Origin of the sequence: Pseudomonas paraeruginosa (assembly GCF_003025345.2) — a bacterium.
GTDB lineage: Bacteria > Pseudomonadota > Gammaproteobacteria > Pseudomonadales > Pseudomonadaceae > Pseudomonas > Pseudomonas paraeruginosa.
Window position 1 is genome coordinate 5,856,066 of the sequence record NZ_CP020560.1, and the last position, 26,435, is coordinate 5,882,500.

Sequence of the window (26,435 nt, forward strand, 5' to 3'; positions counted from 1 at the left end):
CGCGGGAGGGTCTTCGGTGAAGCCCGGAGCCGCTCTGACTCCGGGCTCCCGGCGATCAGTTGACCGCGTCGCGCAGGGCCTTGCCGGGCTTGAAGGCGACGGTGTTGCTGGCCTTGATCTTCACCGGCTGGCCGGTCTGCGGGTTCTTCCCCGTGCGGGCCCCGCGATGGCGTTGCAGGAAGGTGCCGAAACCGACCAGGGTCACGCTGTCCTTGCGGTTCAGCGCGCCGGTGATTTCATCCAACAGGGCGTTGAGAACGCGATTGGCCTGTTCCTTGGTGAGATCGGCCTTTTCGGCGATAGCGGCGGCTAGTTCTGGTTTACGCATAGTTGCCTCTTTGACGGTTTGTTGTTTTTGTGTCCGTGCTGTCTTCCCAGCAGCGCTCAAAGGCACCGCAGTCCACCGGAACCATAGGCTCTAGACTGCGGTAGACGCGAAGGAGGATGGCATGCTCCCGAGGACTGCGCCAGTATCGTCGGACAATTTTGCCGCATGTCTCGACGGCAGAATGGCCAGGACAGGAGGCAGTTACGCCATAAGACCGGGTAACTCCTTGTTCAGGGACAGTTTTTCGTTCACCGCCGTCCCGGTCAGGGCGTAGCCGATGACTCGACCGGCGGTATCCCGGCAGAGGACCTTGAGGTCCGTCCCAGAGCCTTCCACTAGCCATTGGCCATCCATTCCACGCGGCGGCGGCGATACCACCAGCGGGCAGGCCGGGGTCTTCACCGTCACCGGCATCGGGCCGTAGCTGACCTGGCTGGGGTTGCCCGCCAGGGTCTGCGCCAGCGCCCGCGCGCAGGCCATCAGCGGCATCACGTAGAGCAGGTTGAGGCCATCCACCTCGGCGCAATCGCCCAGCGCATAGATATTGGCGTGGGAGGTGCGCAGGGAGCGGTCGACGACGATCCCGCGGTTGACCGCCAGCCCCGCGGCAAACGCCAGTTCGGTGCGCGGACGCAGGCCGACCGCGGAAACCACCAGGTCGCAGGGAATCACTTCGCCGTCGGAGAGATGGGCTTCCAGGCCATCCCCGGCCCTCCTCAGGCTGGCCAGCACCGGCCCCAGGTGGAAGCGCACGCCGAGGCTTTCCAGGCCCGCCTGCACGGCCCTGGCCGCGGCCGGGTGGAGCAGGCCCGGCATGACCTGCTCGCAAGGCGCCACCACGTCGAGCTGGTAGCCGCCGCTGGAGAGGTCGTTGGCGAACTCGCAGCCGATCAGCCCGGCGCCAAGCAGCAGCACCCGGCGCTTGCCGGCGGCCGCCTGGCGGAAGCGCGCGTAGTCCTCCAGGTCGTTGATCGGGTAGAGCGCGTCCTGGGCATCACCCTCGACCGGCACCCGGATCGGCTCAGCGCCCCAGGCCAGGACCAGGTCGCGATAGCGCACTTCTTCCTCGCCGATCCAGATCCGCTGGTGCCCCGGGTCGATGCCGGTGACCCGGGTATGGGTCAGGATCCGCGCATTGAGTTGCTCGGCCATGGCGCCCGGCTCGGCCATGGCCAGGCCGTCGGCGTCCTTGTTCTTCGAGAAACCGGTGGAGAGCATCGGTTTGGAATAGGAGCGTCCATCGTCGGCGGTGATCATCAGCAGCGGCGTCTCGCTGTCCAGCTTGCGCCACTCGCGGGCCAGGTTGTAGCCCGCCAGGCCGGTTCCAATGATTACCAGGGGCGCACGCTCGCTCATTTCCGTTCCTCTGTGATTGCCGGCGCCGGGCGCCGCTTCTGTGGATTTCGCTCAGGCGATCTCGATCATCTCGAAATCGATCTTGCCGACACCGCAGTCCGGGCAGACCCAGTCCGCCGGGATGTCCTCCCAGCGGGTTCCCGCCGGAATGCCTTCTTCGGGCAGGCCCAGGGCTTCGTCGTAGATGAAGCCGCAGACCACGCATTGCCACTTGCGCATCGCCACCCTCCTCGTTCGTCGAACCTAGCTCAGCGTCGCTCGCCGGCCAACGGCGGGGCTGCCGGGCCACCCCGGCAGGACAGTCAATGACCGGACCCAGAACTCAAGGATAACCGCTGCGCGGCCGCTGGCCAGACATGAAAAAAGGCGGCCGGGGCCGCCTTCTCCGCCGGCGAGCCGGGGCTCAGCCGATTTCGATCATCTCGAAGTCCAGCTTGCCGACGCCACAGTCGGGGCAAAGCCAGTCCTCAGGCACATCTTCCCAGCGCGTTCCCGCCTCGATGCCTTCTTCCGGCCAGCCTTTGGCCTCGTCATAGATCAGTCCACACACCACGCATTGCCACTTCTTCATTGTTTACCTCGGGCGGGTTACCACGGTTCAGCGCCGGCAACCTATAACAAATCCACCCTGTCCGCCAACCTGCCCGAACGGCAAGCCCACGCCGAAAGGGCCAACCAAAGATGGGTGGTGCCCGCCGGTCGCCTCACACCTCACAGGCCCTCGGCGCCGGCCCGCGCCACCCGGGCATCCTCTTCGGCGCGTACGCCGGAGACGCCGACCGCTCCCACGACCTCGCCATCCAACAGGATCGGCACGCCGCCTTCCAGGGTAGCCTGCAGCAGCGGTACCGAGAGAAAGGCGCTGCGTCCGCCGTTGATCATTTCCTCGTAGCGCTTCGTTTCCCGGCGTCCGAGGGCGGCGCTGCGGGCCTTTTCCGTGGCGATGTAGGCGCCGATCGGCGCGCAGCCGTCGAGGCGCTCCAGGGCCAGCGGATGGCCGCCGTCGTCGACCACCGCGACACTCACCGCCCAGCCCTGGCGCAGGGCCTCCTCGCGGGCGGCGGCAAGGATACGGGTGACGTCCTCGCGGCCGAGTACCGGCTTGCTGCGCATGGTTTCACTCTCCTCCGGGCAAGGCCTGGTCGAGCAGCTCGATCCAGTGGCGTACCGGGGTCCGCCCGGCGCCGTCGAGATGCACCTGGCAACCGACGTTGGCCGTGGCGATGACATCCGGCGCGCCGCTTTCCAGGGCGTCCAGGCGGTTGTCGCGCAGACGCCGGGACAGCGCCGGCTGGGTCAGCGAGTAGGTGCCGGCGGAGCCGCAGCAGAGATGACCGTCGGGCACTTCGGCGAGATGAAAACCCAGTCGCCGCAGCACCGATTCCACGGCCCCGCCCAGTCGTTGCGCGTGCTGCAGTGTGCATGGGCAGTGGAATGCCAGGCGCTGGTCGCAGCGCAGGCCGAGGGACTCCAGCGGCTCGTCGCGAAGCACTTCCACCAGGTCGCGGGCAGCGGCGGCGACCTCGCGCGCCCTGGCCGCGTATCGCGGGTCGTCGCGCAGCAGGTAGGCGTAGTCCTTGACGAAGGCGCCGCAGCCGCTGGCGGTCTGCACGATGGCCTCGGCGCCCTCGCGCAGCAATGGCCACCAGGCGTCGATGTTGCGCCGCGCGCGCTGGCGGCCGCGTTCCTGCGCATCCAGGTGGAAATCCACGGCGCCGCAGCAACCGGCCGCGACGGCCGGCGTCACGCTGATGCCCAGGCGGTCGAGGACGCGCGCGGCGGCGGCGTTGGTGTTCGGCGACAGCGCCGGCTGCACGCAACCTTCGAGCAGCAGCACGCGCCGCGCATGCCGCGGCCGCGGTCGTTTTCCTGGTGCCGCGATCCGGCGTGGCAACTTGCTCTGCACGGGTTCCGGCAGAACCGGCCGCACACCCCCGGCGACGGCCGCCAGCGCGCCGAACAGCGCCGGCCGCGGCGCCAGCAGGCGCAGCCCGCCGCGCAGCAGGCGCTGGCCGAAGCTGCGCGGCAGGCGCTCGGCCAGGAGGTCGCGGCCGATATCCAGCAGCTTGTGGTACTCCACCCCGGACGGGCAGGTGGTTTCGCAGTTGCGACAGCTCAGGCAGCGATCGAGATGCAGCCGGGTGCGCTCGCTGGCCTCGTCGCGCTCGAGGAACTGCTTGACCAGGTAGATCCGCCCGCGCGGACCGTCGAGTTCATCGCCCAGCTCCTGGTAGGTCGGGCAGGTGGCGTTGCAGAAGCCGCAGTGCACGCAGCTGCGCAGGATGCGCTCGGCTTCGGCGGCCTCGGCGCGTTGCCGGGCGGATTCGCACAGGTTGGTTTGCATCGCGTCTCCTCAGAGTTCGGCGTACATCCGCCCGGGATTGAAGATGCCTTGCGGGTCGAGCTGGCGCTTCAGCGCCCGGTGCAGGCCGAGCAAAGCCGGCGGCAACGGCTGGAACGGCGCGTCGACGTGGCCGGCGCGGTAGCAGGTGGCGTGGCCGCCATGGGCGGCGGCCCACTCGCGGATGTCTGCGGCCGGCGCGTCGCTCTTCAGCCAGCGCAGCGCCCCGCCCCAGTCCAGCAACTGGCGGCCGGGCAGCGGCGACTCCGGTGCCAGCGCCGGCAGCGACAGGCGCCAGAGCGGTCGCGGGTCGGCGAAGAACGGCAGGCGCTGCTCGCGCAGGTCGGCCCAGAAGCCGTCATCGAGCGCTTCGCCACCGAGGCGCTCGCGCGCAGAGCGTACCGAGCCCTCGCCGCCCTCCAGGCGCAGGCGCAAACCCTCGCCGTCGTGGCAGGCCGCGCTGATCGGCATTGGCTGCCTTCCCCACTCCGCCAACTTGCGCAACGCCGCCGCCACCGGCAGGTCCAGACTCAGACTGGCCTGGCGGCGCGGCATGGGCAGCACCTTGAAGGACACTTCGGTGACCACCCCGAGGCAACCGAAGCTGCCCGCCAGCAGCCGCGACAGGTCGTAGCCGGCGACATTCTTCATCACCTCGCCGCCGAAGCGCAGGTGGGTGCCCAGGCCACTGATCAGCCGCGTGCCGAGGACGAAATCGCGTACCGCTCCCGCCCAGGGCCGGCGCGGTCCGGACAGGCCGCTGGCGAGCACCCCGCCGACCGTCGCCCGGCCGCCGAACCCCGGCGCCTCGCAGGCAAGCATCTGCCCGCCGCGCGCCAGCACGGCCTGTAGCTCGTCCAGCGGCGTACCGGCACGGGCGGTGATCACCAGTTCGCAGGGATCGTAGGCGACGATCCCGCGGTGTTCGGCGAGGGCCAGCGGTTCGCCGGCAACCGGCCTGCCGAGAAATGCCTTGCTGTCGCCGCCGACGATGCGCAGCGGCGCGCGCCGCGCCAGGGCGTCGCGGACCTGCTCGAGCAGCGCGCCGGCATGGTCGGCGCCAGCGTCCGGATCAAAATACGGCTGGCTCATCAGAAACGCTCCAGTTCGGGGAACGGCAGTCGACCGTGGTGGACGTGCATGGCGCCGAACTCGGCGCAGCGATGCAGGGTGGGCACGTTCTTGCCGGGATTGAGCAGCCCGGCCGGGTCGAACGCCGCCTTCACGGCGTGGAACAGGGTCAGCTCGTCGGCATTGAACTGAGCGCACATCTGGTTGATCTTCTCGCGGCCGACGCCATGTTCGCCGGTGATGCTGCCGCCTACCGCCACGCACAGCTCGAGGATCCTGCCGCCCAGCGCCTCGGCGCGCTCCAGCTCGCCCGGCAGGTTGGCGTCGAAGAGGATCAACGGGTGCATGTTGCCGTCGCCGGCGTGGAATACGTTGGCCACCCGCAGGCCGTATTCGCGCGAAAGCTCGGCGATGCCGTGCAGCACCCGCGGCAGCTCGCGGCGCGGGATGCTGCCGTCCATGCAGTAGTAGTCGGGGGAAATCCGCCCCACCGCCGGAAAGGCATTCTTGCGCCCGGCCCAGAAGCGCTGGCGCTCGGCCTCGTCATGGGCCTGGCGCACCGAGGTGGCGCCGGCCGCCTGGAACAGCTCGCGGACCCGTTCGCAATCCTCGTGCACGTCGGCTTCCACCCCGTCCAGTTCGCAGAGCAGGATCGCCGCCGCGTCAACCGGGTAGCCGGCATGGATGAAGTCCTCGGCGGCGCGGATCGACAGGTTGTCCATCATCTCCAGGCCAGCCGGGACGATGCCGGCGCCGATCAGGTCGGCCACCGCCCGCCCTGCGCTTTCCACATCGTCGAAGCTGGCCAACAGCACCTTGGCCAGCGGCGGCCGCGGCAACAGCCTGACGGTGACCTCCACCACCACGCCAAGCAGCCCCTCGGAGCCGGTGAACAGCGCCAGCAGGTCGAAGCCGGCGCTGTCCAGGGCGGCGGAACCCAGGCTCAGGCGCTCGCCCTCCAGGGTCACGATGTCCACCTGCAACAGGTTGTGCACGGTCAGGCCATACTTCAGGCAATGCACGCCGCCGGCGTTCTCCGCGACGTTGCCGCCGATGGAGCAGGCGATCTGCGAGGATGGGTCCGGTGCGTAGTACAGGCCGTGGGGGGCAGCGGCCTGGGAGATCGCCAGGTTGCGCACGCCAGGCTGGACCCGGGCGAAACGCCCCAGCGGGTCGATCTCGAGGATCCGCCGGAAACGCGCCATCACCAGCAGCACGCCGTTCTCCAGCGGCAGTGCGCCGCCGGACAGGCCGGTGCCGGCACCGCGCGCCACCACCGGCACCTCCAGCCGATGGCAGAGGGCGAGCAGGCCCTGGACCTGTTCGATACGTTCCGGCAATGCCACCAGCAACGGCGTGCAGCGATACGCCGAGAGACCGTCGCACTCGTAGGGACGCAGGTCTTCCGCGGCGTGCAGCAGCTCGAGGTCGGGCAGGCGGAGGCGCAATTCGGCCAGCAGGGCATCCCTGTCCACCTGCGGCAACGGACCGTCCAGACGCTCGTCGTAGAGGATGTTCATGGCGGCTGTCCTTGTTGTGGTTGTCGGCGGGATCAGCAAGCGTCCACAGCCTGTACCGCGCGGACGGCCGGGGTCCAGCAGGCATCGAACTGGTCCTACCAGTTTCGCCGGGAACCATGGGCGCGAAGCGCATGGTAGAAAGCCCACCAGCCTCTATAGTGAGTAACGACAGCCAACTGGTCCTACCAGTGCAACGGGAGCTTCCATGCAGAAACAGCGGGTGGCCGACCAGGTCGCCGAACGTATCGAGCGGCTGATCGTCGACGGCGTGCTCAAGGTCGGCCAGGCGCTGCCCTCGGAGCGGCGCCTGGTGGCCAAGCTCGGCTGCTCGCGCTCGGCCCTGCGCGAGGGCCTGCGGGTGCTGCGCGGACGCGGCATCATCGATACCGAGCATGGCCGTGGGTCGTTCGTCGCCGACCTCGACCGCAACGCCGATGCCAGTCCGCTGATGCACCTGTTCGGCTCCCAGCCGCGCACCCTCTACGACCTGCTCGAAGTCCGCGCCCTGCTGGAGGGCGAGGCGGCCCGCCTGGCGGCGCTGCGCGGCACCGAGGCGGACTTCGTCCTGCTCGCCCGGCGCTACGACGAGATGCTCGCCAGCCACGACGAAACCCAGCCGGTCGATCCCCGCGAGCACGCCCGCCGCGACCATGCGTTCCACCGGGCGATCAGCGAGGCGTCGCACAATCCAGTGCTGGTGCATACCCTGCAATCGCTGAACGAACTGATGTTGAGCACGGTGTTCGCCTCGGTGAACAACCTCTATCACCGGCCATCGCAAAAGCGCCAGATCGACCGCCAGCACGCGCGCCTCTACGCGGCCCTCCGCGAGCGCCAGCCAGAGCAGGCGCAACGGGCGGCGCGCGAACATATCCACAGCATCCGCGACAACCTGCGGGAGATCGAGCAGGAGGAACAGCGCCTGGTTCGCGCCACCCTGCGCCTGAACGGCTGGGAATGACGCGCCGCCGCGTCGCAGGCCGGCCGCCGGGCGAACGTGCTACCCTCGCCGCCTTCTGCCGCCGTCTCGTAGTCCCGTCATGCCCAGCAACGCGCCCTGGCTCCGCGCCGACCAACTGTCCAGCGTTTCCCCCGCCGTCCTCGACTGGCTGTTCGACGAGGGCTCGCTGACCCGGCGCCTGACCGCCCTGGCCGACGGCGCGTTCCGCGTCGAGCCCCTGCTCGAAGGCTGGCAACTCCTGCGCGACGACGAGTGCCAGGGACTGGGCGTCGAGCCCGGCAGCACCGGCTGGGTACGCGAGGTCTACCTGCACGGCCACGACCGGCCCTGGGTGTTCGCCCGCAGCGTGGCGGCGCGCAGCGCCCTGGAAGGCTCGGGCTTCGACCTGGCGCTGCTCGGCACCCGCTCGCTGGGCGAGTTGCTGTTCAGCGACAGCGCCTTCGAGCGCGGCGCCATCGAGGTCTGCCGCTATCCGGCGGCCGGCCTGCCCGCCGAGGTCCGTGACGAAGGCCTGTGGGGCCGTCGTTCACGCTTCGCCCGCGGGGCGCTCGGGGTACTGGTGGCGGAAGTGTTCCTGCCGCGCCTGTGGGGCCAGGCGGGAATCGACGACGTATAATCCTCCGGTCGACTCCGGAGGTTCCCATGTTCGTCACCCTGATCAAGCCGCTGGCCCGCCTGCACCCCCGCGCCTGGGACTTCGTCCAACTGGTGCGCCTGGACCGGCCGATCGGCATCTACCTGCTGCTCTGGCCGACCCTGTGGTCGCTGTGGATCGCCGCGGACGGCGTGCCGGAACTGAAGAACCTGCTGATCTTCGTCCTCGGCGTCACCCTGATGCGCGCCGCCGGCTGCGTGATCAACGATTTCGCCGACCGCGATTTCGACGGCCACGTCGCACGCACCAAGGCGCGCCCGCTGGCCACCGGCAAGATCAGCGTGCGCGAGGCCTGGATCACCTTCGCCATCCTGGTCGCGCTGAGCTTCGGGCTGGTCCTGCTGACCAACGCGCCGACCATCTGGCTGTCGTTCGGCGCGGTGGCGGTGGCCTCGCTCTACCCCTTCATGAAGCGCTACACCTATTACCCGCAGGTGGTACTGGGCGCCGCCTACTCCTGGGGCATCCTGATGGCCTTCACCGCCGAGCGCGGCGAACTGCCGGCCAGCGCCTGGCTGCTGTTCCTGGCCAACGTGCTGTGGACGGTGGCCTACGACTCCTACTACGCGATGACCGACCGCGAGGACGACCTGAAGATCGGCATCAAGTCCACCGCGATCCTCTTCGGCGACGCCGACCGCCTGATCATCGGCAGCCTGCAGGGCCTGACCCTGCTCCTGCTGGCGCTGGCCGGCAACCGCTTCGAGCTGGGCGCCTGCTTCTACCTCGGCCTGGTCGTGGCGGCGGCCTGCTTCGCCTGGGAAGCCTGGTCGACCCGCGACCGCGACCCGCAGGCCTGCTTCCGCGCCTTCCTGCACAACCACTGGGCGGGGCTGGCGATCTTCCTCGGCACGGTCGCCGACTACGCGCTGCGTTGAGCGGCGCGCAGGCCGGCGACCGTCTAGTCCATGTCCGGCTGGGCGACGTGCCAGGCGCCCATCTTGCCGTCGCCGTTCTTGTCGCCAGGCTTCTTGTCCTGGATGAAGGTATAAAGGGGCTTGCCGTAGTAGGCCCATTGCTGGGTGCCGTCCTCGCGGGCGACCAGGCTCCAGTCGCCGCTGGCCTGCGCGCCCTGGGCCGCCGCCAGCGGCGGCCAGTTCTTCGCGCACTGCCCGGAACAGGCGGATTGGCCTTCGCTGTCCTTGTCGTAGGTATAGAGCGTCATGCCCTTGCCATCGACCAGCACGCCGTCCTTCTCGGTGGCCGGCGCCACCGTTTCCTGGGCCAGCACGGCGAACGCCGGCAGGGCAAGCGCCAGACCCAGCGCCAGGTGGATTCTGTTCATCGCGTCTCTCCTGTAGCTTCAGGTGGAGCCTCAGCCGCCCGCGAGAGGCGGCAGCGGGACCTGTTGAGCATAGTCCGGCTGCGGGCGGTCGGCGGAAACTACGCCGTTATGTCACATACCTGACACAATTTCGTTATCTAATGCGGCGCAAGACAGATCGACCCGAGGCAAGACCATGGTTGGCAAGACAATCCTCATCGTTGATGACGAAGCACCGATTCGCGAGATGATCGCCGTGGCCCTGGAGATGGCCGGCTACGAGTGTCTGGAAGCGGAAAACACCCAGCAGGCGCACGCGGTGATCGTCGACCGCAAGCCGGACCTGATCCTGCTCGACTGGATGCTCCCCGGCACCTCCGGCATCGAGCTGGCGCGGCGCCTGAAGCGCGACGAGCTGACCGTCGACATCCCGATCATCATGCTCACCGCCAAGGGCGAGGAGGACAACAAGATCCAGGGCCTGGAGGTCGGCGCCGACGACTACATCACCAAGCCGTTCTCGCCGCGCGAGCTGGTCGCCCGCCTGAAGGCCGTGCTGCGCCGCACCGGCCCGGGCGACAGCGAGGCGCCGATCGAGGTCGGCGGGCTGCTGCTGGACCCGATCAGCCACCGCGTGACCATCGACGGCAAGCCGGCCGAGATGGGCCCCACCGAGTACCGCCTGCTGCAGTTCTTCATGACTCACCAGGAGCGCGCCTATACCCGCGGCCAACTGCTCGACCAGGTCTGGGGCGGCAACGTCTACGTCGAGGAGCGCACCGTAGACGTGCATATCCGTCGCCTGCGCAAGGCGCTGGGCGAGGTCTACGAAAATCTGGTTCAGACTGTCCGCGGGACCGGCTATCGTTTCTCCACCAAGAGCTGACCCCGCTCCCGGCCGCCGCCCCGCGGCCGGAGCCGTTACCCCTGGTCGGTCCGTGACGGACCGCCGCTGGACAGGATGCAATCCGTCGTGAACCAAGACTGGCGTGGAGCGCTGATCCGCCACCTGCTTCTCGTGCTGGCCGCCAGCCTCGTGCTCGGCGTGGCCAGCGGCCATTACGGCTGGGCCCTGGCCCTCGGCCTGGGCCTCTACCTCGGCTGGACCCTCTGGCAACTGCTGCGCCTGCACCAGTGGCTGCGCAACCACCAGCCCGACGAGCCGCCACCGGACAGCTACGGGCTGTGGGGCGAAGTCTTCGACAACATCTACCACCTGCAACGTCGCAACCAGCGCGCCCGCGGGCGCCTGCAGGCGGTGATCGACCGCATCCAGGAATCCACCGCGGCCCTGCGCGACGCGGTGATCATGCTCGACAGCGACGGCAACCTGGAATGGTGGAACCTCGCCGCGGAAAACCTGCTCGGCCTGAAGACCCCGCAGGACGGCGGCCAGCCGGTGAGCAACCTGATCCGCCATCCGCGCTTCAAGGAATACTTCGACCAGGAGGACTACCGCGAGCCGCTGGAAATCCCCTCGCCGATCAACGAACGCCTGCGCCTGCAGTTCCACATCACCCTCTACGGCAACCGCGAGCATCTGATGCTGGTCCGCGACGTCACCCGGGTCCACCAGCTGGAGCAGATGCGCAAGGACTTCGTCGCCAACGTTTCCCACGAGCTGCGCACGCCGCTGACGGTGATCGCCGGCTACCTGGAGACCCTCCTGGACAACGTCGAGGACGTCAACCCGCGCTGGCTGCGCGCCCTGCAGCAGATGCAGCAGCAGGCCGGGCGCATGCAGAACCTGCTCAACGACCTGCTCCTGCTGGCCAAGCTGGAAGCCACCGACTACCCCGGCGACAACAAGCCGGTGGCGGTGGACGCCCTCCTCGCCAGCATCCGCAACGACGCCCAGGCCCTCTCCGCCGGGCGCAACCACCGCATCAGCCTCGATGCCGCGCCCGCGGTGCAGCTCAAGGGCAGCGAGGCGGAGCTGCGCAGCGCTTTCTCCAACCTGGTGTTCAACGCGGTGAAGTACACCCCCGACGAGGGCGAGATCCGCATCCGCTGGTGGGCCGACGAACAGGGCGCGCACCTGTCGGTGCAGGACACCGGTATCGGTGTCGACCCCAAGCACCTGCCACGCCTGACCGAACGCTTCTACCGGGTCGATTCCAGCCGCGCCTCGAACACCGGTGGCACCGGTCTCGGCCTGGCCATCGTCAAGCATGTGCTGATCCGCCACCGCGCGCGCCTGGAAATCAGCAGCGTGCCCGGCAAGGGCAGCACCTTCACCTGCCATTTCGCTCCGGCGCAGGTCGCCGAACGCGAGCGCAGGGCTCTGGAGTGACCGCATTCCGCGCCGCCACGGGCGGACGCGGGCGCGGCCAAGACTTGCAAGCGACGGCACAGCCCCTCATTCTTAAGGGCCTTTTGGCTACCGCACACCCTCATGGACCCTTCTCCTAGTACCAGCATCGCCACCTATTTCGCCGATGCCGGCCTGATCCTCTTCGCGCTTTTCCTCGTCCTGCTCAACGGCTTCTTCGTCGCCGCCGAGTTCGCCATGGTCAAGCTCCGCGCCACCCGCGTGGAAACCATCGCCAAGCAGCACGGCTGGCGCGGCGCCATCCTGCGCAAGGTACACAACCAGCTGGACGCCTACCTGTCCGCCTGCCAGCTGGGCATCACCCTGGCCTCCCTGGGCTTGGGCTGGGTCGGCGAGCCGGCCTTCGCCGAACTCCTCGAGCCGCTGCTGGCGATGCTCGGCGTGCATTCCGAGGAGCTGATCCGCGGGATCTCCTTCTTCACCGCGTTCTTCATCATTTCCTACCTGCACATCGTGGTCGGCGAGCTGGCGCCCAAGTCCTGGGCGATCCGCAAGCCGGAGCTGCTGTCGCTGTGGACGGCGGTGCCGCTGTACCTCTTCTACTGGCTGATGTATCCGGCGATCTGGCTGCTCAACGCCAGCGCCAACGCCATCCTCAAGATCGCCGGCCAGGGCGAGCCCGGCCCGCACCACGAGCACCACTACAGCCGCGACGAGCTGAAGCTGATCCTCCACTCCAGCCGCGCGCAGGATCCCAGCGACCAGGGCATGCGCGTGCTGGCCTCGGCGGTGGAGCTGGGCGAGCTGGAGGTGGTCGACTGGGCCAACTCCCGCGAGGACCTGGTCTACCTCGAGCATGACGCGCCGCTGGCGGACATCCTCGCGGTGATCCGTCGCCACAAGTACAGCCGCTACCCGGTCTGGGACAGCCACAAGGGCGAGTTCATCGGCCTGCTGCACATCAAGGACCTGCTGCTGGCGCTGTCCGCGCTGGACAGCCTGCCGGAGACCTTCGACCTCGACGAACTGGTGCGCCCGCTGGAGATCGTCACCAAGCACACCCCGCTGTCGCGCCTGCTGGAGCAGTTCCGCAAGGGCGGCGCGCACTTCGCCGTGGTGGAAGAGGCCGACCACAAGGTGGTCGGCTTCCTGACCATGGAGGACGTGCTGGAGGTGCTGGTCGGCGACATCCAGGACGAACACCGCAAGACCGAGCGCGGCATCCTCGCCTATCAGCCGGGCAAGCTGCTGGTGCGCGGGGATACGCCGCTGTTCAAGCTCGAACGCCTGCTCGGCATCGACCTCGACCACGTCGAGGCGGACACCCTCGCCGGGCTGGTCTACGACACCCTGAAGCGGGTCCCGGAGGAAGAGGAAGTCCTCGACACCGAAGGCCTGCGGATCATCGTGAAGAAGATGCGCGGTCCGAAGATCGTCCTGGCCAAGGTCGTCAAGCTCGGCTGAAACGAGCCGGCGCTGCCACGGCGCCGGCGTTTCTCACGGCTCGCGGACGATGGCGAAGTTCGGCAGGGTGTCGACCGGCTGGGCGAAGTCGTAGGGAATCGATTCCAGCGCCAGGCCGACGTTGCGCTGGATCACGAAGTGCAGGTGCGGCCCGCTGCTGTTGCCGGTGTTGCCGGAGCGCGCCAACGGCGTGCCGACCTGGACCCGCTGGCCCTCGGCGACCAGCACCGAGTGGCGCATCAGGTGCAGGTAGACGCCCATGGTGCCGTCGTCGTGGAGGATGCGCACGAAGTTGCCCGAGGGATTGTTGCCGCGTCCGCTCTGGTTGTTCTCGATCTTCACCACGGTACCGCCACGCGCGGCGATGATCGGCGTGCCCTCGGGCATGGCGATGTCCATCGCGTAGCGGCCCTTGGGGGTGAAGTGGCTGTACTTGCCATTGGCGCCCTGGGACAGGCGGAACGGCCCGCCGCGCCAGGGCAGCGGATAGCGGTAGAGCAACGGCTGCTGGCGCGGGTCACCGAGCGCGTAGCGCAGCTTCGGCGTGTAGCTCATCGGCTTGCCGGCCTTGCGCGGCGCCAGGGTCGCCAGGCGCACCTGGCTGCGCGCCGGGACCACCCAGCGGATCGGCCCGTCGGGCACCCCGACGGCATTGCGCGGGTTGCGGATGCGCAGCTCGACTTCGACCGGCGCGTAGAGATCGTTGCGCACCTGCAGGGTCTCGCCGCCGGCGTGCTTCTTCGTCTCCAGCTTCACTTCCCGTTCCAGGCGCTCGACCATCCGGTCGCGGAAGACGAACACCTGCGCTCCGGCCACGGCGCGATCGGAGTAGGTCACCACGCCGTTGGCGTCGGTGTACTTGTAGATGGTCAGGGCCGCGGCGGGAGCCGCCGCGGCGAACAGGCCACAGAGGAGAAGAAGGCGCCCTAGCATGACTGCACGGATCGTGTCGTTCTGGTTATCCCGAATCGGCAAGACTAGCAGCGCTTCATTGCCGGAGCGAGACGCCAGCGAGCGGGCTGTGAACGGATCGTCGGGAAAATGCCGTTCAGGCGCCGGGAACGTAGTGCTTCTGGGAGCTTCCGCGAGCGATCAGGCGCGACAGGTAGTCGAGCTTCTGCGGGTCGCGATCGACGAAACGCAGGGTCAGCAGCAGCCAGTCGCTGTCCGGTTTCGGCTCCAGCGCGGCGATGGCGTGCAGGTAACCGTTGAGACGCGCCACGTCGCTGTTCTCCTCGAGGTCCAGCACCGCGCTTTCCAGCACCTGCGGCAGCGGGTCGGCACGCTTCACCACCAGTTGCGCTTCCTTCAGGCTGACCGCCTTGATCACGCAGGGCATGCTGCTCTGTGGCAGGCGCAACTGCGCCTGGCCCAGCGGATTGCCGCTGGCGGCGGGACGCGCGCTGGCCGCGGGAGCGGCGGCCGGCTTCGGCATGGCGGCCGGCTTCGCCGGTGACGCGGCGGGCCTGATGACCTCCGCGCGACCGCCGGTCAGCGCCGCCAGCGAATCGTTGGCCATGCCGCTGGCGATCTCCCGGCGCGGCGCATGGGCGGCCAGGGCTTCCAGCTTGCCGCTGCGGCTGAGGGCCTTCCTGATCTTGGCCACCAGCTGGTCGTTGGAGAATGGCTTGCCGATGTAGTCGGAGACCCCAGCCTGGATCGCCTGGACCACGTTTTCCTTGTCACCGCGGCTGGTGACCATGATGAACGGGGTGGTCTTGAGGTTTTCCTGGGCGCGGCACCAGGTCAGCAGCTCGAGGCCGGACATCTCCGGCATCTCCCAGTCGCAAAGGATCAGGTCGACGGCCTGCCGACTGAGCAGTTGCTGGGCCTTGCGGCCGTTCACCGCCTCTTCGATATGGAGGCCGGGGAAATTGTCGCGCAGCCCTTTCTTCATCAGATCTCGGATGAAGGGGGCGTCATCCACCACTAGCGCGCTGACTTTGCTCATCGACTTCTCCTGGACAGGTTCGCCTAGGATAGCCTTCCCTGCTGGCAGGATGCCAAGCCTTGCTGCGGTGGCGCGAAGAAACAAGGCTCCAGATCAAGGAGCCTTGCCGATAGAGGGTCATTCGCCGCGGTTGTTCTCGACCTCTTCCTTCATCCGGGTCAGGCCGATGTGGCGGACGTCGGTGCCACGCACCAGGTAGATCACCAGCTCGGCGATGTTGCGCGCATGGTCGCCGATGCGCTCCAGCGAGCGCAGGGCCCAGATGACGTTGAGCACGCGGGAGATCGCCCGCGGGTCCTCCATCATGTAGGTGACCAGCTCGCGCAGGGCGGTCTTGTACTCGCGGTCGACGGTCTTGTCGTACTGCGCCACCGACAGCGCCAGGTCGGCGTCGAAGCGGGCGAAGGCGTCCAGTGCCTCCTGGACCATCCTCTGCACCTGGGTGCCGATGTGGCGCACCTCGACGTAGCCACGCGGCGACTCGCCTTCCTCGCACAGCTGGATGGCGCGGCGGGCGATCTTGGAAGCCTCGTCGCCGATGCGCTCGAGGTCGATCACCGACTTCGAGATGCTGATGATCAGGCGCAGGTCGGAAGCCGCCGGCTGGCGGCGGGCGAGGATACGCACGCACTCCTCGTCGATGTTGCGCTCCATCTGGTTGATCTGGTCGTCGATCTCGCGGACCTGCTGGGCGAGGCCGGAATCGGCGTCGATCAGCGCGTTGACCGCGTCGTTGACCTGCTTCTCCACCAGCCCGCCCATGGCCAGGAGGTGGCTGCGCACGTCCTCCAGCTCGGCGTTGAACTGTTGGGAGATGTGATGGGTGAGACTGTCTTTGTTGATCATGTGGGGAATCCTTCTGGAACCGCTGCGACCGGTGGCATCTACTGGCTACGGAAAGGGCCGGAGGCCGCGGGCTCGCCGCGCCTCCGGGGAACCGCTAGCCGTAGCGGCCGGTGATGTAGTCTTCGGTCTGCTTCTTCGCCGGGTTGGTGAACAGCGTATCGGTGTCGCCGAACTCGATCAGCTTGCCCATGTACATGAACGCCGTGTAGTCGGAAACCCGCGCGGCCTGCTGCATGTTGTGGGTGACGATGACGATGGTGAACTTCGACTTCAGCTCGTAGATCAGTTCCTCGATCTTCAGCGTGGAGATCGGGTCCAGCGCCGAGCAGGGTTCGTCGAGCAGCAATACCTCCGGCTCCACCGCGATGGTCCGGGCGATCACCAGGCGCTGTTGCTGGCCGCCGGAGAGGCCGAGAGCCGACTCGTGCAGGCGGTCCTTCACCTCGTCCCACAGGGCGGCGCCTTTCAGAGCCCATTCGACGGCCTCGTCGAGCACGCGCTTCTTGTTGATGCCCTGGATGCGCAGGCCATAGACCACGTTCTCATAGATGCTCTTGGGGAACGGGTTGGGCTTCTGGAACACCATGCCGACGCGGCGGCGCAGCTCGGCGACATCGACGCCCTTGGCGAAGATGTTGTGGCCATCGAGGCGGATCTCGCCTTCGACGCGGCAGCCGTCCACCAGGTCGTTCATCCGGTTGAAGCAGCGCAGCAGGGTCGACTTGCCGCAACCGGACGGGCCGATGAAAGCGGTCACGCGCTGCTTCGGAATGTTCATCCGGACATCGAACAGGGCCTGCTTGGCGCCGTAGAACAGGTTCAGCCCGGGCACTTCCAGTTCGACGCTTTCGGAAGCCAGGTCGAGGCTCTGGCGGTCGCGTCCGAGTGCATCGAAGTTGATGCCGTGGCTGGCGGTCTCGTGTTGCATGGGAAGCTCCCTCAATCAGTTTTCCAGGGCCTTGTACTTCTCGCGCAGGCGATTGCGGATCGCGATGGCGGAGAAGTTCAGCAGGGCGATCACCACGACCAGCAGCAACGCCGTAGCGTATACCAGCGGCCGTGCGGCCTCGACGTTGGGGCTCTGGAAACCGACGTCGTAGATATGGAAACCGAGGTGCATGATCTTCTGGTCGAGATGCACGTACGGATAGTTACCGTCGACCGGCAGCGACGGCGCCAGTTTCACCACGCCGACCAGCATCAGCGGCGCGACTTCGCCGGCGGCGCGGGCCACGGCGAGGATCAGGCCGGTCATCATCGCCGGGCTGGCCATCGGCAGGACGATCTTCCACAGCGTCTCGGCCTTGGTCGCGCCGAGCGCCAGGGAACCTTCGCGGACTGCGCGGGGAATCCGCGCCAGGCCTTCCTCGGTGGCGACGATCACCACCGGCACGGCGAGGATCGCCAGGGTCAGCGAGGCCCAGAACAGCCCGGGGGTGCCGAAGGTCGGCGCGGGCAGCGCCTCGGGGAAGAACAGACGGTCGATGGAGCCGCCCAGCACGTAGACGAAGAAGCCCAGGCCGAACACGCCATAGACGATCGCCGGGACGCCGGCGAGGTTGTTCACGGCGATGCGGATCACCCGGGTCAGCGGCCCCTGCTTGGCGTATTCGCGCAGGTAGACCGCGGCGATCACGCCGAACGGGGTGACGATCAGGGCCATCACCAGGGTCATCATCACGGTGCCGAAGATCGCCGGGAAGATACCGCCCTCGGTGTTCGCCTCGCGCGGGTCGTCGCTGAGGAACTCCCAGAGCTTCTTGAAGTAGAAGACGAACTTGGTGCCGAAGCTCATGGCGTTGGGCTGGTAGGCGTGGACCAGCTTGCCGAGGGTGATCTCGCTCTCGCGGCCGCTGGCATCGCGCATCATCACGCTGTCGCGATTGAACTCCTGGTGCAGGCCGTTGAGCTGTTCCTCCAGCACCTTGTAGCGCGCCTGCAGCTCGCTGCGCCCGGCGGCCAGGTCGGCCTGGGCGGCGGCGTCCAGCTTGCCGTCCAGCTGAAGCTTGCGCTCCTCCAGGCGCAGGCGCTCGAGGCCATGGTTGATGGCACCGATATCGCCTTTCTCCAGCTTGTAGAGCTTGGCGTACAGGTCATCCACGCGCTGCATGCGCTTCTGCAGTTCGGCTACCGCGGCGTCGCCTTCGGCGACCACCTGGCCGTTCTCCTTGACGCTCAGCAGGTAGCCGTAGAAGTTGCCCCACTCGCGGCGTTCGAGAACCATCAGCGCTTCGGGGCGCTTGATGTCCTGCAGCCACTCGCCGACCACCCAGGAGAAATCGCTGCCGTAGAGCTCGCGGTTGCCCAGCTTGAGCAGTTCGCGGGTCATGAACTCGGGGCCGGCCTCCGGCACCGGCATGCCGGCGCTGCGCAGCCGCGCACGCGGCACTTCCTCGGCCTGGACCACTTCGCCGATCACGGTCTTGGCGGCTTCGCCGGGGATCTGGTAGGTCGCCTCGATGACGTTCGCCGGCCAGAAGTGACCGAGGCCGCGCACCGCGATCACCGCCAGCAGGCCGATGGTCATGATCACCGCGATGGCCACCGCGCCGGCGTTCAGCCACACCCAGGGCGAGCCGCTGCCGAACCAGGCTTTGACGGTTTCCTGTTTCTGTTTCACAGAGCTATACCTCCGCCGCTTACAACGACGCGTATTTCTTGCGCAGACGCTGACGGATCAGCTCTGCCAGGGTGTTCATCACGAAGGTGAACGTCAGCAGTACCAGCGCCGAGAGGAACAGCACGCGGTAGTGGCTGCCGCCGACCTCCGACTCGGGCATTTCCACCGCGACGTTGGCCGCCAGGGTGCGCATGCCTTCGAAGATGTTCAGTTCCATCACCGGGGTATTGCCGGTCGCCATCAGCACGATCATGGTCTCGCCGACGGCGCGCCCCATGCCGATCATCAGCGCCGAGAAGATGCCCGGGCTGGCGGTCAGGATCACCACGCGGGTCAGCGTCTGCCAGGGCGTGGCGCCGAGTGCCAGGGAGCCATAGGTGAGGCTGCGCGGCACGCTGAAGATGGCATCCTCGGCGATCGAGAAGATGTTCGGGATCACCGCGAAGCCCATCGCCAGACCGACGATCAGGGCGTTGCGCTGGTCGTAGGTGATGCCCAGGTCGTGGCTCAGCCACAGGCGCATGTCCCCGCCGAAGAAGGTGGTCTCCAGATGCGGGCTCAGCCACAGGGCGAAGGCGCCGACGGCGATGACCACCGGGATCAGCAGCGCGGCTTCCCAGCCGGCCGGCAGGCTCAGGCGGATACGCTCGGGCAGGCGGCTCCAGAGCAGGCCGGCGAGGAGGATGCCCAGCGGCGTCAGCAACAGCAGGCTGAACACGCCCGGCAGATGGCCTTCGACATAGGGCGCCAGGAACAGGCCGGCGAAGAAGCCGAGGATCACCGTCGGCAGCGCTTCCATCAGCTCGATCACCGGCTTGACCTTGCGGCGCATCGCCGGGGCCATGAAGTAGGCGGTGTAGACGGCGGCGGCGATGGCCAGCGGAGCGGCCAGGATCATCGCGTAGAAGGCCGCCTTGAGGGTGCCGAAGGTCAGCGGCGAGAGGCTCAGCTTGGGTTCGAAGTCGGTGGTCGCGGCGGTGGACTGCCAGACATAGGCCGGCTTGTCGTAGCTCTCGTACCAGACCTTGCCCCACAGTGCGCTCCAGGAGATTTCCGGGTGCGGGTTGTCCAGGGTGAAGCGGTGGAGCTTGCCGCCTTGCTCCAGCAGCAGGCGGTTGGCCCTTGGCGACAGGCTGATCACGCCGGAAGAGTCGGCCACCGGCTGGACCAGCAGGGTACGGTGCGCGGTGCTGTGGAAGACGCCGAGGTTGCCCTTCTCGTCCAGCGCGATGAAGCCCTTGCGCCGCTGCTCCGGAGCGATCGCGCTGATCGGCGCGCCGTCCAGCTTGAAGTCGCGGACATGCGACAGGCGCGGCTCGCCGTCGGTATCGCGGGCCATGAACCACTGGGCGATGCCGCCCTTGGAGTCGCCCACCAGCAGCGAGATGCCGCCGAGCAGCTGGGTGCTCGCGGTCACGGCGGCGCCGGGATCTTCCAGCAGCTTGTAGCGGCCGTTCAACTGGCGGCTGTGCAGGTCGAACACGTCGGCGGTGGCGCGTCCGTTGATCACGTACAGCCACTGCTTGCGCGGATCGAGGTAGATGGCCTTGACCGGCTCGGCGATCTGCGGGAGTTCGATGCGCTCCTGGTCGAGGGTGCTCTCGCCGGTCAGCATGTTCTCCTCGCGGGTCATGCTCAGCAACAGCAGTTGCCTGTCGACGGAACCGGCCAGCAGCAGGCTGTCGTCGCCGGCATTGATGCTCACGTGATCAAGCGGACGGGCCTGGGGATCCAGGCTGATCGGGGTTTCGCCGTAGGGGAAGGCGATCTCCGGGGTGATGGTCTTCTTGTTGTCCGGGTAGGTGACCTTGTAGGTGTGCTGGAACACCAGCACCTGGCCGTTGGACAGGCCCAGGGCGACCGTCGGGCTGCCCGGCTGGTCCTGGGCGATCGAACGGATTTCGCTGCCCGCCGGCAGCGGCAGCGCGACGCGCTTCAGCTCGACGCCGGTCTTGGCGTTGAAGAAAAGGATCTCGCCCTGGCTGCCGACACGCATGGCCACCTGGTTCTGCTCTTCGATGCTGAGCAACAGGGGCGTCTGGGCCTGCTGCATCCAGGCCGGGGTCAGTGCTTCACGGGTCTCCAGGTCGGCGCCGCGGAAGAGCGGAAGCACGACGTAGGCCAGGTAGAAGAAGATCAGGGTGATCGCCGCCAGCACGGCGAGGCCGCCGACCAGCACGTACCAGCGGGTCAGGCGGTCCTTGAGGGCACGGAGGCGACGCTTGCGTTGCAGGGCTGGCGTATTGAAGTCAATCCGCTCGGGAGCAAGGGAGGAATTCATCGGGGAGTTGGCCATGTCGTTCATGGGGTGACACCCTAAAGGCTCTGTATGACAGACAGATGACAGCAACATGACGCAACAAAGCCCGCCAGCAGAGCCTCGCTGGCGGGAAAGGCCGGCGGGTCGTGGCGCCCGCCGGCAGAGCCTTCATGTCTGGACGGCCACACGTGCCGCCCTTTCAAGTCACCGGATTACAGGCCCAGTTCCTTGATCGCCTTCTCGGCCACCTTGGCCGGCAGCGGGATATAGCCATCCTTGACCACGACCTGCTGGCCGGTCTTGGACAGGACCAGCTTGAGGAATTGAGCCTCCAGCGGATCCAGCGGCTTGTTCGGCGCCTTGTTCACGTAGACGTAGAGGAAGCGCGACAGCGGGTAGGTGCCGTTCAGGGCGTTCTGCTCGTTGTCTTCGACGAAGGCGGCGCCTTCCTTCTTGGCCAGGGCGACGGTCTTCACGCTGGCGGTCTTGTAGCCGATACCGGAGTAGCCGATGCCGTTCAGCGACTGGCTGACCGACTGCACCACGGAAGCCGAACCCGGCTGCTCGTTGACGTTCGGACGGAAGTCACCTTTGCACAGGGCTTCTTCCTTGAAGTAGCCATAGGTGCCGGAAACCGAGTTGCGGCCGAACAGCTGCACCGGCTTCTTCGCCCAGTCGCCGGTCAGGCCCAGGTCGCCCCAGGTCTTCACGTCCTGCTTGCTGCCGCACAGGCGGGTCGCGGAGAAGATCGCATCGACCTGCTGCATGGTCAGGCCTTTGATCGGGTTGTCCTTGTGCACGAAAATCGCCAGGGCATCGACGGCGACCGGGACGGCGGTCGGCTTGTAGCCGTACTTCTGCTCGAAGGCCTGCAACTCGACGTCCTTCATCTTGCGGCTCATCGGGCCCAGGTTGGAGGTGCCTTCGGTCAGGGCCGGCGGCGCGGTGGAGGAACCGGCAGCCTGGATCTGGATGTTCACGTTCGGATAGAGGCGCTTGTACTCCTCGGCCCACATGGTCATCAGGTTGGCCAGAGTGTCGGAGCCGACGCTCGACAGGTTGCCCGACACACCGCTGGCTTTCTGATATTCCGGCAGCGCCGGGTCGATCGCGGCTACCGCGGAAGCGGCGCCTACGCCTGCGGCGACGAACGTCAGGGCCGCCATCAAACGCTTGAGTTTCATGCCTTGCTCCTTGGACAGGATGGGGTTGGATGGAACGGGGGCCAGTATCGTCAGGCCGCATGAAGACTCTATGAAAGGAATATGACAGTTGGATGAAATGCCATCAGCTTTCCGAGATTTTTACGCAAGCCTTGGGAGAAACCCCACCTCACCCCTGAAAGCCAGGAAAAACAGGGGTTACAGCCTTTCAGGGAAGGGCCGGGGAGGCTCTCTGGGCGCGTTTTCGCTTCGCCTGGGGGAGATAGCCGTCCATCCGTTTCATGCAGGATGGGTAGATTCCAGGGCAATTGTGACAGCCGCCGCCGGCACTCACGGTCGAGAAAAGAAACGAGAAAGCGCGCTTTTTTCCGCGCGCCAAAGCAAAACCCCCGGCCATTGCTGGCCAGGGGTTTTGGGATAGGAGCTTGACGATGACCTACTCTCACATGGGGAGACCCCACACTACCATCGGCGATGCGTCGTTTCACTTCTGAGTTCGGGAAGGGATCAGGTGGTTCCAACGCTCTATGATCGTCAAGCAATTCGGTTGGATATCCGTTTGCTTGTGCTTACGTCTATCCGGATTCAGGTATGTGATTTCAAGGTGTTTGCGGTTCATGCGAACTTTCGGTTCGTCGACTTCACCTTACAACACACAATCGTCAGATTGTTTGGGTGTTATATGGTCAAGCCTCACGGGCAATTAGTACTGGTTAGCTCAACGCCTCACAACGCTTACACACCCAGCCTATCAACGTCGTAGTCTTCGACGGCCCTTCAGGGGAATCAAGTTCCCAGTGAGATCTCATCTTGAGGCAAGTTTCCCGCTTAGATGCTTTCAGCGGTTATCTTTTCCGAACATAGCTACCCGGCAATGCCACTGGCGTGACAACCGGAACACCAGAGGTTCGTCCACTCCGGTCCTCTCGTACTAGGAGCAGCCCCTCTCAAATCTCAAACGTCCACGGCAGATAGGGACCGAACTGTCTCACGACGTTCTAAACCCAGCTCGCGTACCACTTTAAATGGCGAACAGCCATACCCTTGGGACCGGCTTCAGCCCCAGGATGTGATGAGCCGACATCGAGGTGCCAAACACCGCCGTCGATATGAACTCTTGGGCGGTATCAGCCTGTTATCCCCGGAGTACCTTTTATCCGTTGAGCGATGGCCCTTCCATACAGAACCACCGGATCACTAAGACCTACTTTCGTACCTGCTCGACGTGTCTGTCTCGCAGTCAAGCGCGCTTTTGCCTTTATACTCTGCGACCGATTTCCGACCGGTCTGAGCGCACCTTCGTACTCCTCCGTTACTCTTTAGGAGGAGACCGCCCCAGTCAAACTGCCCACCATACACTGTCCTCGATCCGGATCACGGACCAGAGTTAGAACCTCAAGCATGCCAGGGTGGTATTTCAAGGATGGCTCCACGCGAACTGGCGTCCACGCTTCAAAGCCTCCCACCTATCCTACACAAGCAGGCTCAAAGTCCAGTGCAAAGCTACAGTAAAGGTTCACGGGGTCTTTCCGTCTAGCCGCGGATACACTGCATCTTCACAGCGATTTCAATTTCACTGAGTCTCGGGTGGAGACAGCGCCGCCATCGTTACGCCATTCGTGCAGGTCGGAACTTACCCGACAAGGAATTTCGCTACCTTAGGACCGTTATAGTTACGGCCGCCGTTTACCGGGGCTTCGATCAAGAGCTTCGCTTGCGCTAACCCCATCAATTAACCTTCCGGCACCGGGCAGGCGTCACACCCTATACGTCCACTTTCGTGTTTGCAGAGTGCTGTGTTTTTAATAAACAGTCGCAGCGGCCTGGTATCTTCGACCAGCCAGAGCTTACGGAGTAAATCCTTCACCCTAGCCGGCGCACCTTCTCCCGAAGTTACGGTGCCATTTTGCCTAGTTCCTTCACCCGAGTTCTCTCAAGCGCCTTGGTATTCTCTACCCGACCACCTGTGTCGGTTTGGGGTACGGTTCCTGGTTACCTGAAGCTTAGAAGCTTTTCTTGGAAGCATGGCATCAACCACTTCGTCATCTAAAAGACGACTCGTCATCAGCTCTCGGCCTTGAAACCCCGGATTTACCTAAGATTTCAGCCTACCACCTTAAACTTGGACAACCAACGCCAAGCTGGCCTAGCCTTCTCCGTCCCTCCATCGCAGTAACCAGAAGTACAGGAATATTAACCTGTTTCCCATCGACTACGCTTTTCAGCCTCGCCTTAGGAACCGACTAACCCTGCGTCGATTAACGTTGCGCAGGAACCCTTGGTCTTTCGGCGTGGGTGTTTTTCACACCCATTGTCGTTACTCATGTCAGCATTCGCACTTCTGATACCTCCAGCAAGCTTCTCAACTCACCTTCACAGGCTTACAGAACGCTCCTCTACCGCGTCACTTACGTGACACCCGCAGCTTCGGTGTGTGGTTTGAGCCCCGTTACATCTTCCGCGCAGGCCGACTCGACTAGTGAGCTATTACGCTTTCTTTAAAGGATGGCTGCTTCTAAGCCAACCTCCTAGCTGTCTAAGCCTTCCCACATCGTTTACCACTTAACCACAACTTTGGGACCTTAGCTGGCGGTCTGGGTTGTTTCCCTTTTCACGACGGACGTTAGCACCCGCCGTGTGTCTCCCATGCTCGGCACTTCTGGGTATTCGGAGTTTGCATCGGTTTGGTAAGTCGGGATGACCCCCTAGCCGAAACAGTGCTCTACCCCCAGAGTGATACATGAGGCGCTACCTAAATAGCTTTCGAGGAGAACCAGCTATCTCCGAGCTTGATTAGCCTTTCACTCCGATCCACAAGTCATCCCCTACCTTTTCAACGGGAGTGGGTTCGGTCCTCCAGTCAGTGTTACCTAACCTTCAACCTGCTCATGGATAGATCGCCCGGTTTCGGGTCTATACCCAGCGACTAAACGCCCTATTAAGACTCGCTTTCGCTACGCCTACCCTATTCGGTTAAGCTCGCCACTGAATATAAGTCGCTGACCCATTATACAAAAGGTACGCAGTCACCTAACAAGTAGGCTCCCACTGCTTGTACGCATACGGTTTCAGGTTCTATTTCACTCCCCTCTCCGGGGTTCTTTTCGCCTTTCCCTCACGGTACTGGTTCACTATCGGTCAGTCAGTAGTATTTAGCCTTGGAGGATGGTCCCCCCATGTTCAGACAAAGTTTCTCGTGCTCCGTCCTACTCGATTTCACTTCAAAGATCCTTTCGCGTACGGGGCTATCACCCACTATGGCCGCACTTTCCAGAGCGTTCCGCTAAAATCAATGAAGCTTAAGGGCTAATCCCCGTTCGCTCGCCACTACTAAGGGAATCTCGGTTGATTTCTTTTCCTCAGGGTACTTAGATGTTTCAGTTCCCCTGGTTCGCCTCTTGCACCTATGGATTCAGTACAAGATACCTAGGTTATCCTAGGTGGGTTCCCCCATTCAGAGATCTCCGGATCAAAGTCTGTTTGCCGACTCCCCGAAGCTTATCGCAGGCTACCACGTCTTTCATCGCCTCTGACTGCCAAGGCATCCACCGTATGCGCTTCTTCACTTGACCATATAACCCCAAGCAATCTGGTTATACTGTGAAGACGACATTCGCCGAAAATTCGCGCTTGAACTCGCAAATTTTACCTTGACTTGAATGATCACCAGTGAAAGAGATCATTCAGTCTTACTTCTATCACATACCCGAATTTTTAAAGAACAGTTCTGGTGCAAAGACCAGAAATCAATGTTCATCCACGAACATTCATTTCTGAGCTTTCGACGATTGTTAGATGGTGGAGCCAAGGAGGATCGAACTCCTGACCTCCTGCGTGCAAAGCAGGCGCTCTCCCAGCTGAGCTATGGCCCCGTATCGGATCACGCAGCACACCAACAATTGGTGGGTCTGGGCAGATTCGAACTGCCGACCTCACCCTTATCAGGGGTGCGCTCTAACCAACTGAGCTACAGACCCAATCGTCTAACCAGTGAATCAAGCAATTCGTGTGGGAGCTTATGAAGAAGCTGGGATCTTCGATTAAGGAGGTGATCCAGCCGCAGGTTCCCCTACGGCTACCTTGTTACGACTTCACCCCAGTCATGAATCACTCCGTGGTAACCGTCCCCCTTGCGGTTAGACTAGCTACTTCTGGAGCAACCCACTCCCATGGTGTGACGGGCGGTGTGTACAAGGCCCGGGAACGTATTCACCGTGACATTCTGATTCACGATTACTAGCGATTCCGACTTCACGCAGTCGAGTTGCAGACTGCGATCCGGACTACGATCGGTTTTATGGGATTAGCTCCACCTCGCGGCTTGGCAACCCTTTGTACCGACCATTGTAGCACGTGTGTAGCC

At 65.0% G+C, this 26,435-nt stretch carries 22 protein-coding genes, 2 tRNA genes and 3 rRNA genes (1 of these 27 only partly in view); 6 read left to right on the plus strand and 21 right to left on the minus strand.

The window, feature by feature from the left end:
* Nucleotides 1–55: 55 nt before the first annotated feature.
* From B7D75_RS27695 to glcD, 8 genes are all read right to left on the minus strand, one after another.
* Nucleotides 56–328, minus strand: coding sequence for an HU family DNA-binding protein (locus B7D75_RS27695; RefSeq protein WP_003096630.1), 273 nt, complete (start codon nt 326–328; stop codon nt 56–58).
* A gap of 201 nt (nt 329–529) precedes the next feature.
* A complete protein-coding gene (gene alkT / locus B7D75_RS27705) occupies nt 530–1,684 on the minus strand; it encodes a rubredoxin-NAD(+) reductase AlkT (protein ID WP_003153180.1) in 1,155 nt (384 codons plus the stop codon).
* Nucleotides 1,685–1,735: 51 nt separating this feature from the next.
* On the minus strand, nt 1,736–1,903 hold the full coding sequence (locus B7D75_RS27710; RefSeq protein ID WP_003098329.1) for a rubredoxin: 168 nt from the start codon (nt 1,901–1,903) through the stop codon (nt 1,736–1,738).
* Between the two features lie 184 nt (nt 1,904–2,087).
* A complete protein-coding gene (locus B7D75_RS27715) occupies nt 2,088–2,255 on the minus strand; it encodes a rubredoxin (protein WP_003098330.1) in 168 nt (55 codons plus the stop codon).
* Nucleotides 2,256–2,395: 140 nt separating this feature from the next.
* Nucleotides 2,396–2,797 carry a heme-binding protein gene (locus B7D75_RS27720; RefSeq protein WP_043098699.1) on the minus strand — a complete coding sequence of 134 codons (402 nt, stop codon included), beginning with the start codon at nt 2,795–2,797 and terminating at the stop codon, nt 2,396–2,398.
* A gap of 4 nt (nt 2,798–2,801) precedes the next feature.
* Nucleotides 2,802–4,028, minus strand: coding sequence for a glycolate oxidase subunit GlcF (glcF, locus tag B7D75_RS27725; RefSeq protein WP_012077953.1), 1,227 nt, complete (start codon nt 4,026–4,028; stop codon nt 2,802–2,804).
* A 9-nt stretch (nt 4,029–4,037) separates the two neighbouring features.
* The gene (gene glcE / locus B7D75_RS27730; protein ID WP_052150424.1) at nt 4,038–5,117 is read right to left on the minus strand and encodes a glycolate oxidase subunit GlcE; all 1,080 of its coding nucleotides are present in this window, start codon (nt 5,115–5,117) and stop codon (nt 4,038–4,040) included.
* On the minus strand, nt 5,117–6,616 hold the full coding sequence (gene glcD, locus B7D75_RS27735) for a glycolate oxidase subunit GlcD (protein ID WP_107114604.1): 1,500 nt from the start codon (nt 6,614–6,616) through the stop codon (nt 5,117–5,119). The genes glcE and glcD overlap by 1 nt, the downstream gene beginning before the upstream one ends.
* A 205-nt stretch (nt 6,617–6,821) precedes the next feature.
* Here glcD and glcC point away from each other — a divergent pair, with 205 nt between their 5' ends.
* The 3 genes from glcC (at nt 6,822) to ubiA (ending at nt 9,110) form a co-directional block, all read left to right on the plus strand.
* Nucleotides 6,822–7,577: a transcriptional regulator GlcC gene (glcC, locus tag B7D75_RS27740; RefSeq protein ID WP_003154433.1), complete on the plus strand. Its 756-nt coding sequence runs from the start codon at nt 6,822–6,824 to the stop codon at nt 7,575–7,577.
* A 79-nt stretch (nt 7,578–7,656) separates the two neighbouring features.
* Nucleotides 7,657–8,193, plus strand: coding sequence for a chorismate lyase (locus B7D75_RS27745; RefSeq protein ID WP_012077956.1), 537 nt, complete (start codon nt 7,657–7,659; stop codon nt 8,191–8,193).
* Nucleotides 8,194–8,219: 26 nt separating this feature from the next.
* Nucleotides 8,220–9,110 (plus strand): 4-hydroxybenzoate octaprenyltransferase, encoded by an 891-nt coding sequence (ubiA, locus tag B7D75_RS27750; RefSeq protein ID WP_043098697.1) that lies wholly within the window; start codon nt 8,220–8,222, stop codon nt 9,108–9,110.
* A gap of 23 nt (nt 9,111–9,133) precedes the next feature.
* Here the strand turns inward: ubiA and B7D75_RS27755 are convergent, their stop codons facing one another.
* A complete protein-coding gene (locus B7D75_RS27755) occupies nt 9,134–9,517 on the minus strand; it encodes a COG4315 family predicted lipoprotein (RefSeq protein WP_003154441.1) in 384 nt (127 codons plus the stop codon).
* Nucleotides 9,518–9,692: 175 nt separating this feature from the next.
* Here B7D75_RS27755 and phoB point away from each other — a divergent pair, with 175 nt between their 5' ends.
* The 3 genes from phoB (at nt 9,693) to B7D75_RS27770 (ending at nt 13,232) form a co-directional block, all read left to right on the plus strand.
* A complete protein-coding gene (gene phoB, locus B7D75_RS27760) occupies nt 9,693–10,382 on the plus strand; it encodes a phosphate regulon transcriptional regulator PhoB (protein ID WP_003096653.1) in 690 nt (229 codons plus the stop codon).
* Nucleotides 10,383–10,457: 75 nt separating this feature from the next.
* The gene (phoR, locus tag B7D75_RS27765) at nt 10,458–11,789 is read left to right on the plus strand and encodes a phosphate regulon sensor histidine kinase PhoR (protein ID WP_041025438.1); all 1,332 of its coding nucleotides are present in this window, start codon (nt 10,458–10,460) and stop codon (nt 11,787–11,789) included.
* A gap of 102 nt (nt 11,790–11,891) precedes the next feature.
* On the plus strand, nt 11,892–13,232 hold the full coding sequence (locus B7D75_RS27770; RefSeq protein ID WP_012077961.1) for a hemolysin family protein: 1,341 nt from the start codon (nt 11,892–11,894) through the stop codon (nt 13,230–13,232).
* A gap of 33 nt (nt 13,233–13,265) precedes the next feature.
* On the opposite strand, the gene B7D75_RS27775 is transcribed toward B7D75_RS27770, so the two are convergent.
* From B7D75_RS27775 to B7D75_RS27830, 12 genes are all read right to left on the minus strand, one after another.
* Nucleotides 13,266–14,165, minus strand: coding sequence for a peptidoglycan DD-metalloendopeptidase family protein (locus tag B7D75_RS27775; RefSeq protein ID WP_003154446.1), 900 nt, complete (start codon nt 14,163–14,165; stop codon nt 13,266–13,268).
* 115 nt (nt 14,166–14,280) lie between these two features.
* Nucleotides 14,281–15,183, minus strand: a complete 903-nt coding sequence (locus B7D75_RS27780) for a response regulator (protein WP_053806874.1) — start codon at nt 15,181–15,183, stop codon at nt 14,281–14,283.
* 117 nt (nt 15,184–15,300) lie between these two features.
* Nucleotides 15,301–16,029: a phosphate signaling complex protein PhoU gene (gene phoU, locus B7D75_RS27785; RefSeq protein ID WP_003156748.1), complete on the minus strand. Its 729-nt coding sequence runs from the start codon at nt 16,027–16,029 to the stop codon at nt 15,301–15,303.
* A 94-nt stretch (nt 16,030–16,123) separates the two neighbouring features.
* Nucleotides 16,124–16,957, minus strand: a complete 834-nt coding sequence (gene pstB, locus B7D75_RS27790) for a phosphate ABC transporter ATP-binding protein PstB (RefSeq protein WP_034082758.1) — start codon at nt 16,955–16,957, stop codon at nt 16,124–16,126.
* A gap of 15 nt (nt 16,958–16,972) precedes the next feature.
* Nucleotides 16,973–18,649, minus strand: a complete 1,677-nt coding sequence (gene pstA, locus B7D75_RS27795) for a phosphate ABC transporter permease PstA (protein WP_012077965.1) — start codon at nt 18,647–18,649, stop codon at nt 16,973–16,975.
* A 19-nt stretch (nt 18,650–18,668) separates the two neighbouring features.
* Nucleotides 18,669–20,702 (minus strand): ABC transporter permease subunit, encoded by a 2,034-nt coding sequence (locus tag B7D75_RS27800; protein WP_079741203.1) that lies wholly within the window; start codon nt 20,700–20,702, stop codon nt 18,669–18,671.
* A gap of 419 nt (nt 20,703–21,121) precedes the next feature.
* Nucleotides 21,122–22,093 (minus strand): phosphate ABC transporter substrate-binding protein PstS, encoded by a 972-nt coding sequence (pstS, locus tag B7D75_RS27805; protein ID WP_012077967.1) that lies wholly within the window; start codon nt 22,091–22,093, stop codon nt 21,122–21,124.
* A gap of 402 nt (nt 22,094–22,495) precedes the next feature.
* Nucleotides 22,496–22,611, minus strand: a 5S ribosomal RNA gene (gene rrf, locus B7D75_RS27810).
* Between the two features lie 143 nt (nt 22,612–22,754).
* A 23S ribosomal RNA gene (locus B7D75_RS27815) occupies nt 22,755–25,644 on the minus strand.
* Between the two features lie 224 nt (nt 25,645–25,868).
* Nucleotides 25,869–25,944: transfer RNA gene (locus tag B7D75_RS27820), tRNA-Ala, on the minus strand.
* Between the two features lie 28 nt (nt 25,945–25,972).
* Nucleotides 25,973–26,049 (minus strand) — tRNA-Ile (locus tag B7D75_RS27825).
* Between the two features lie 64 nt (nt 26,050–26,113).
* A 16S ribosomal RNA gene (locus B7D75_RS27830) occupies nt 26,114–26,435 on the minus strand (it continues 1,214 nt past the right edge of the window).
* Together the 16S, 23S and 5S rRNA genes with 2 tRNA genes alongside form the textbook arrangement of a ribosomal RNA operon.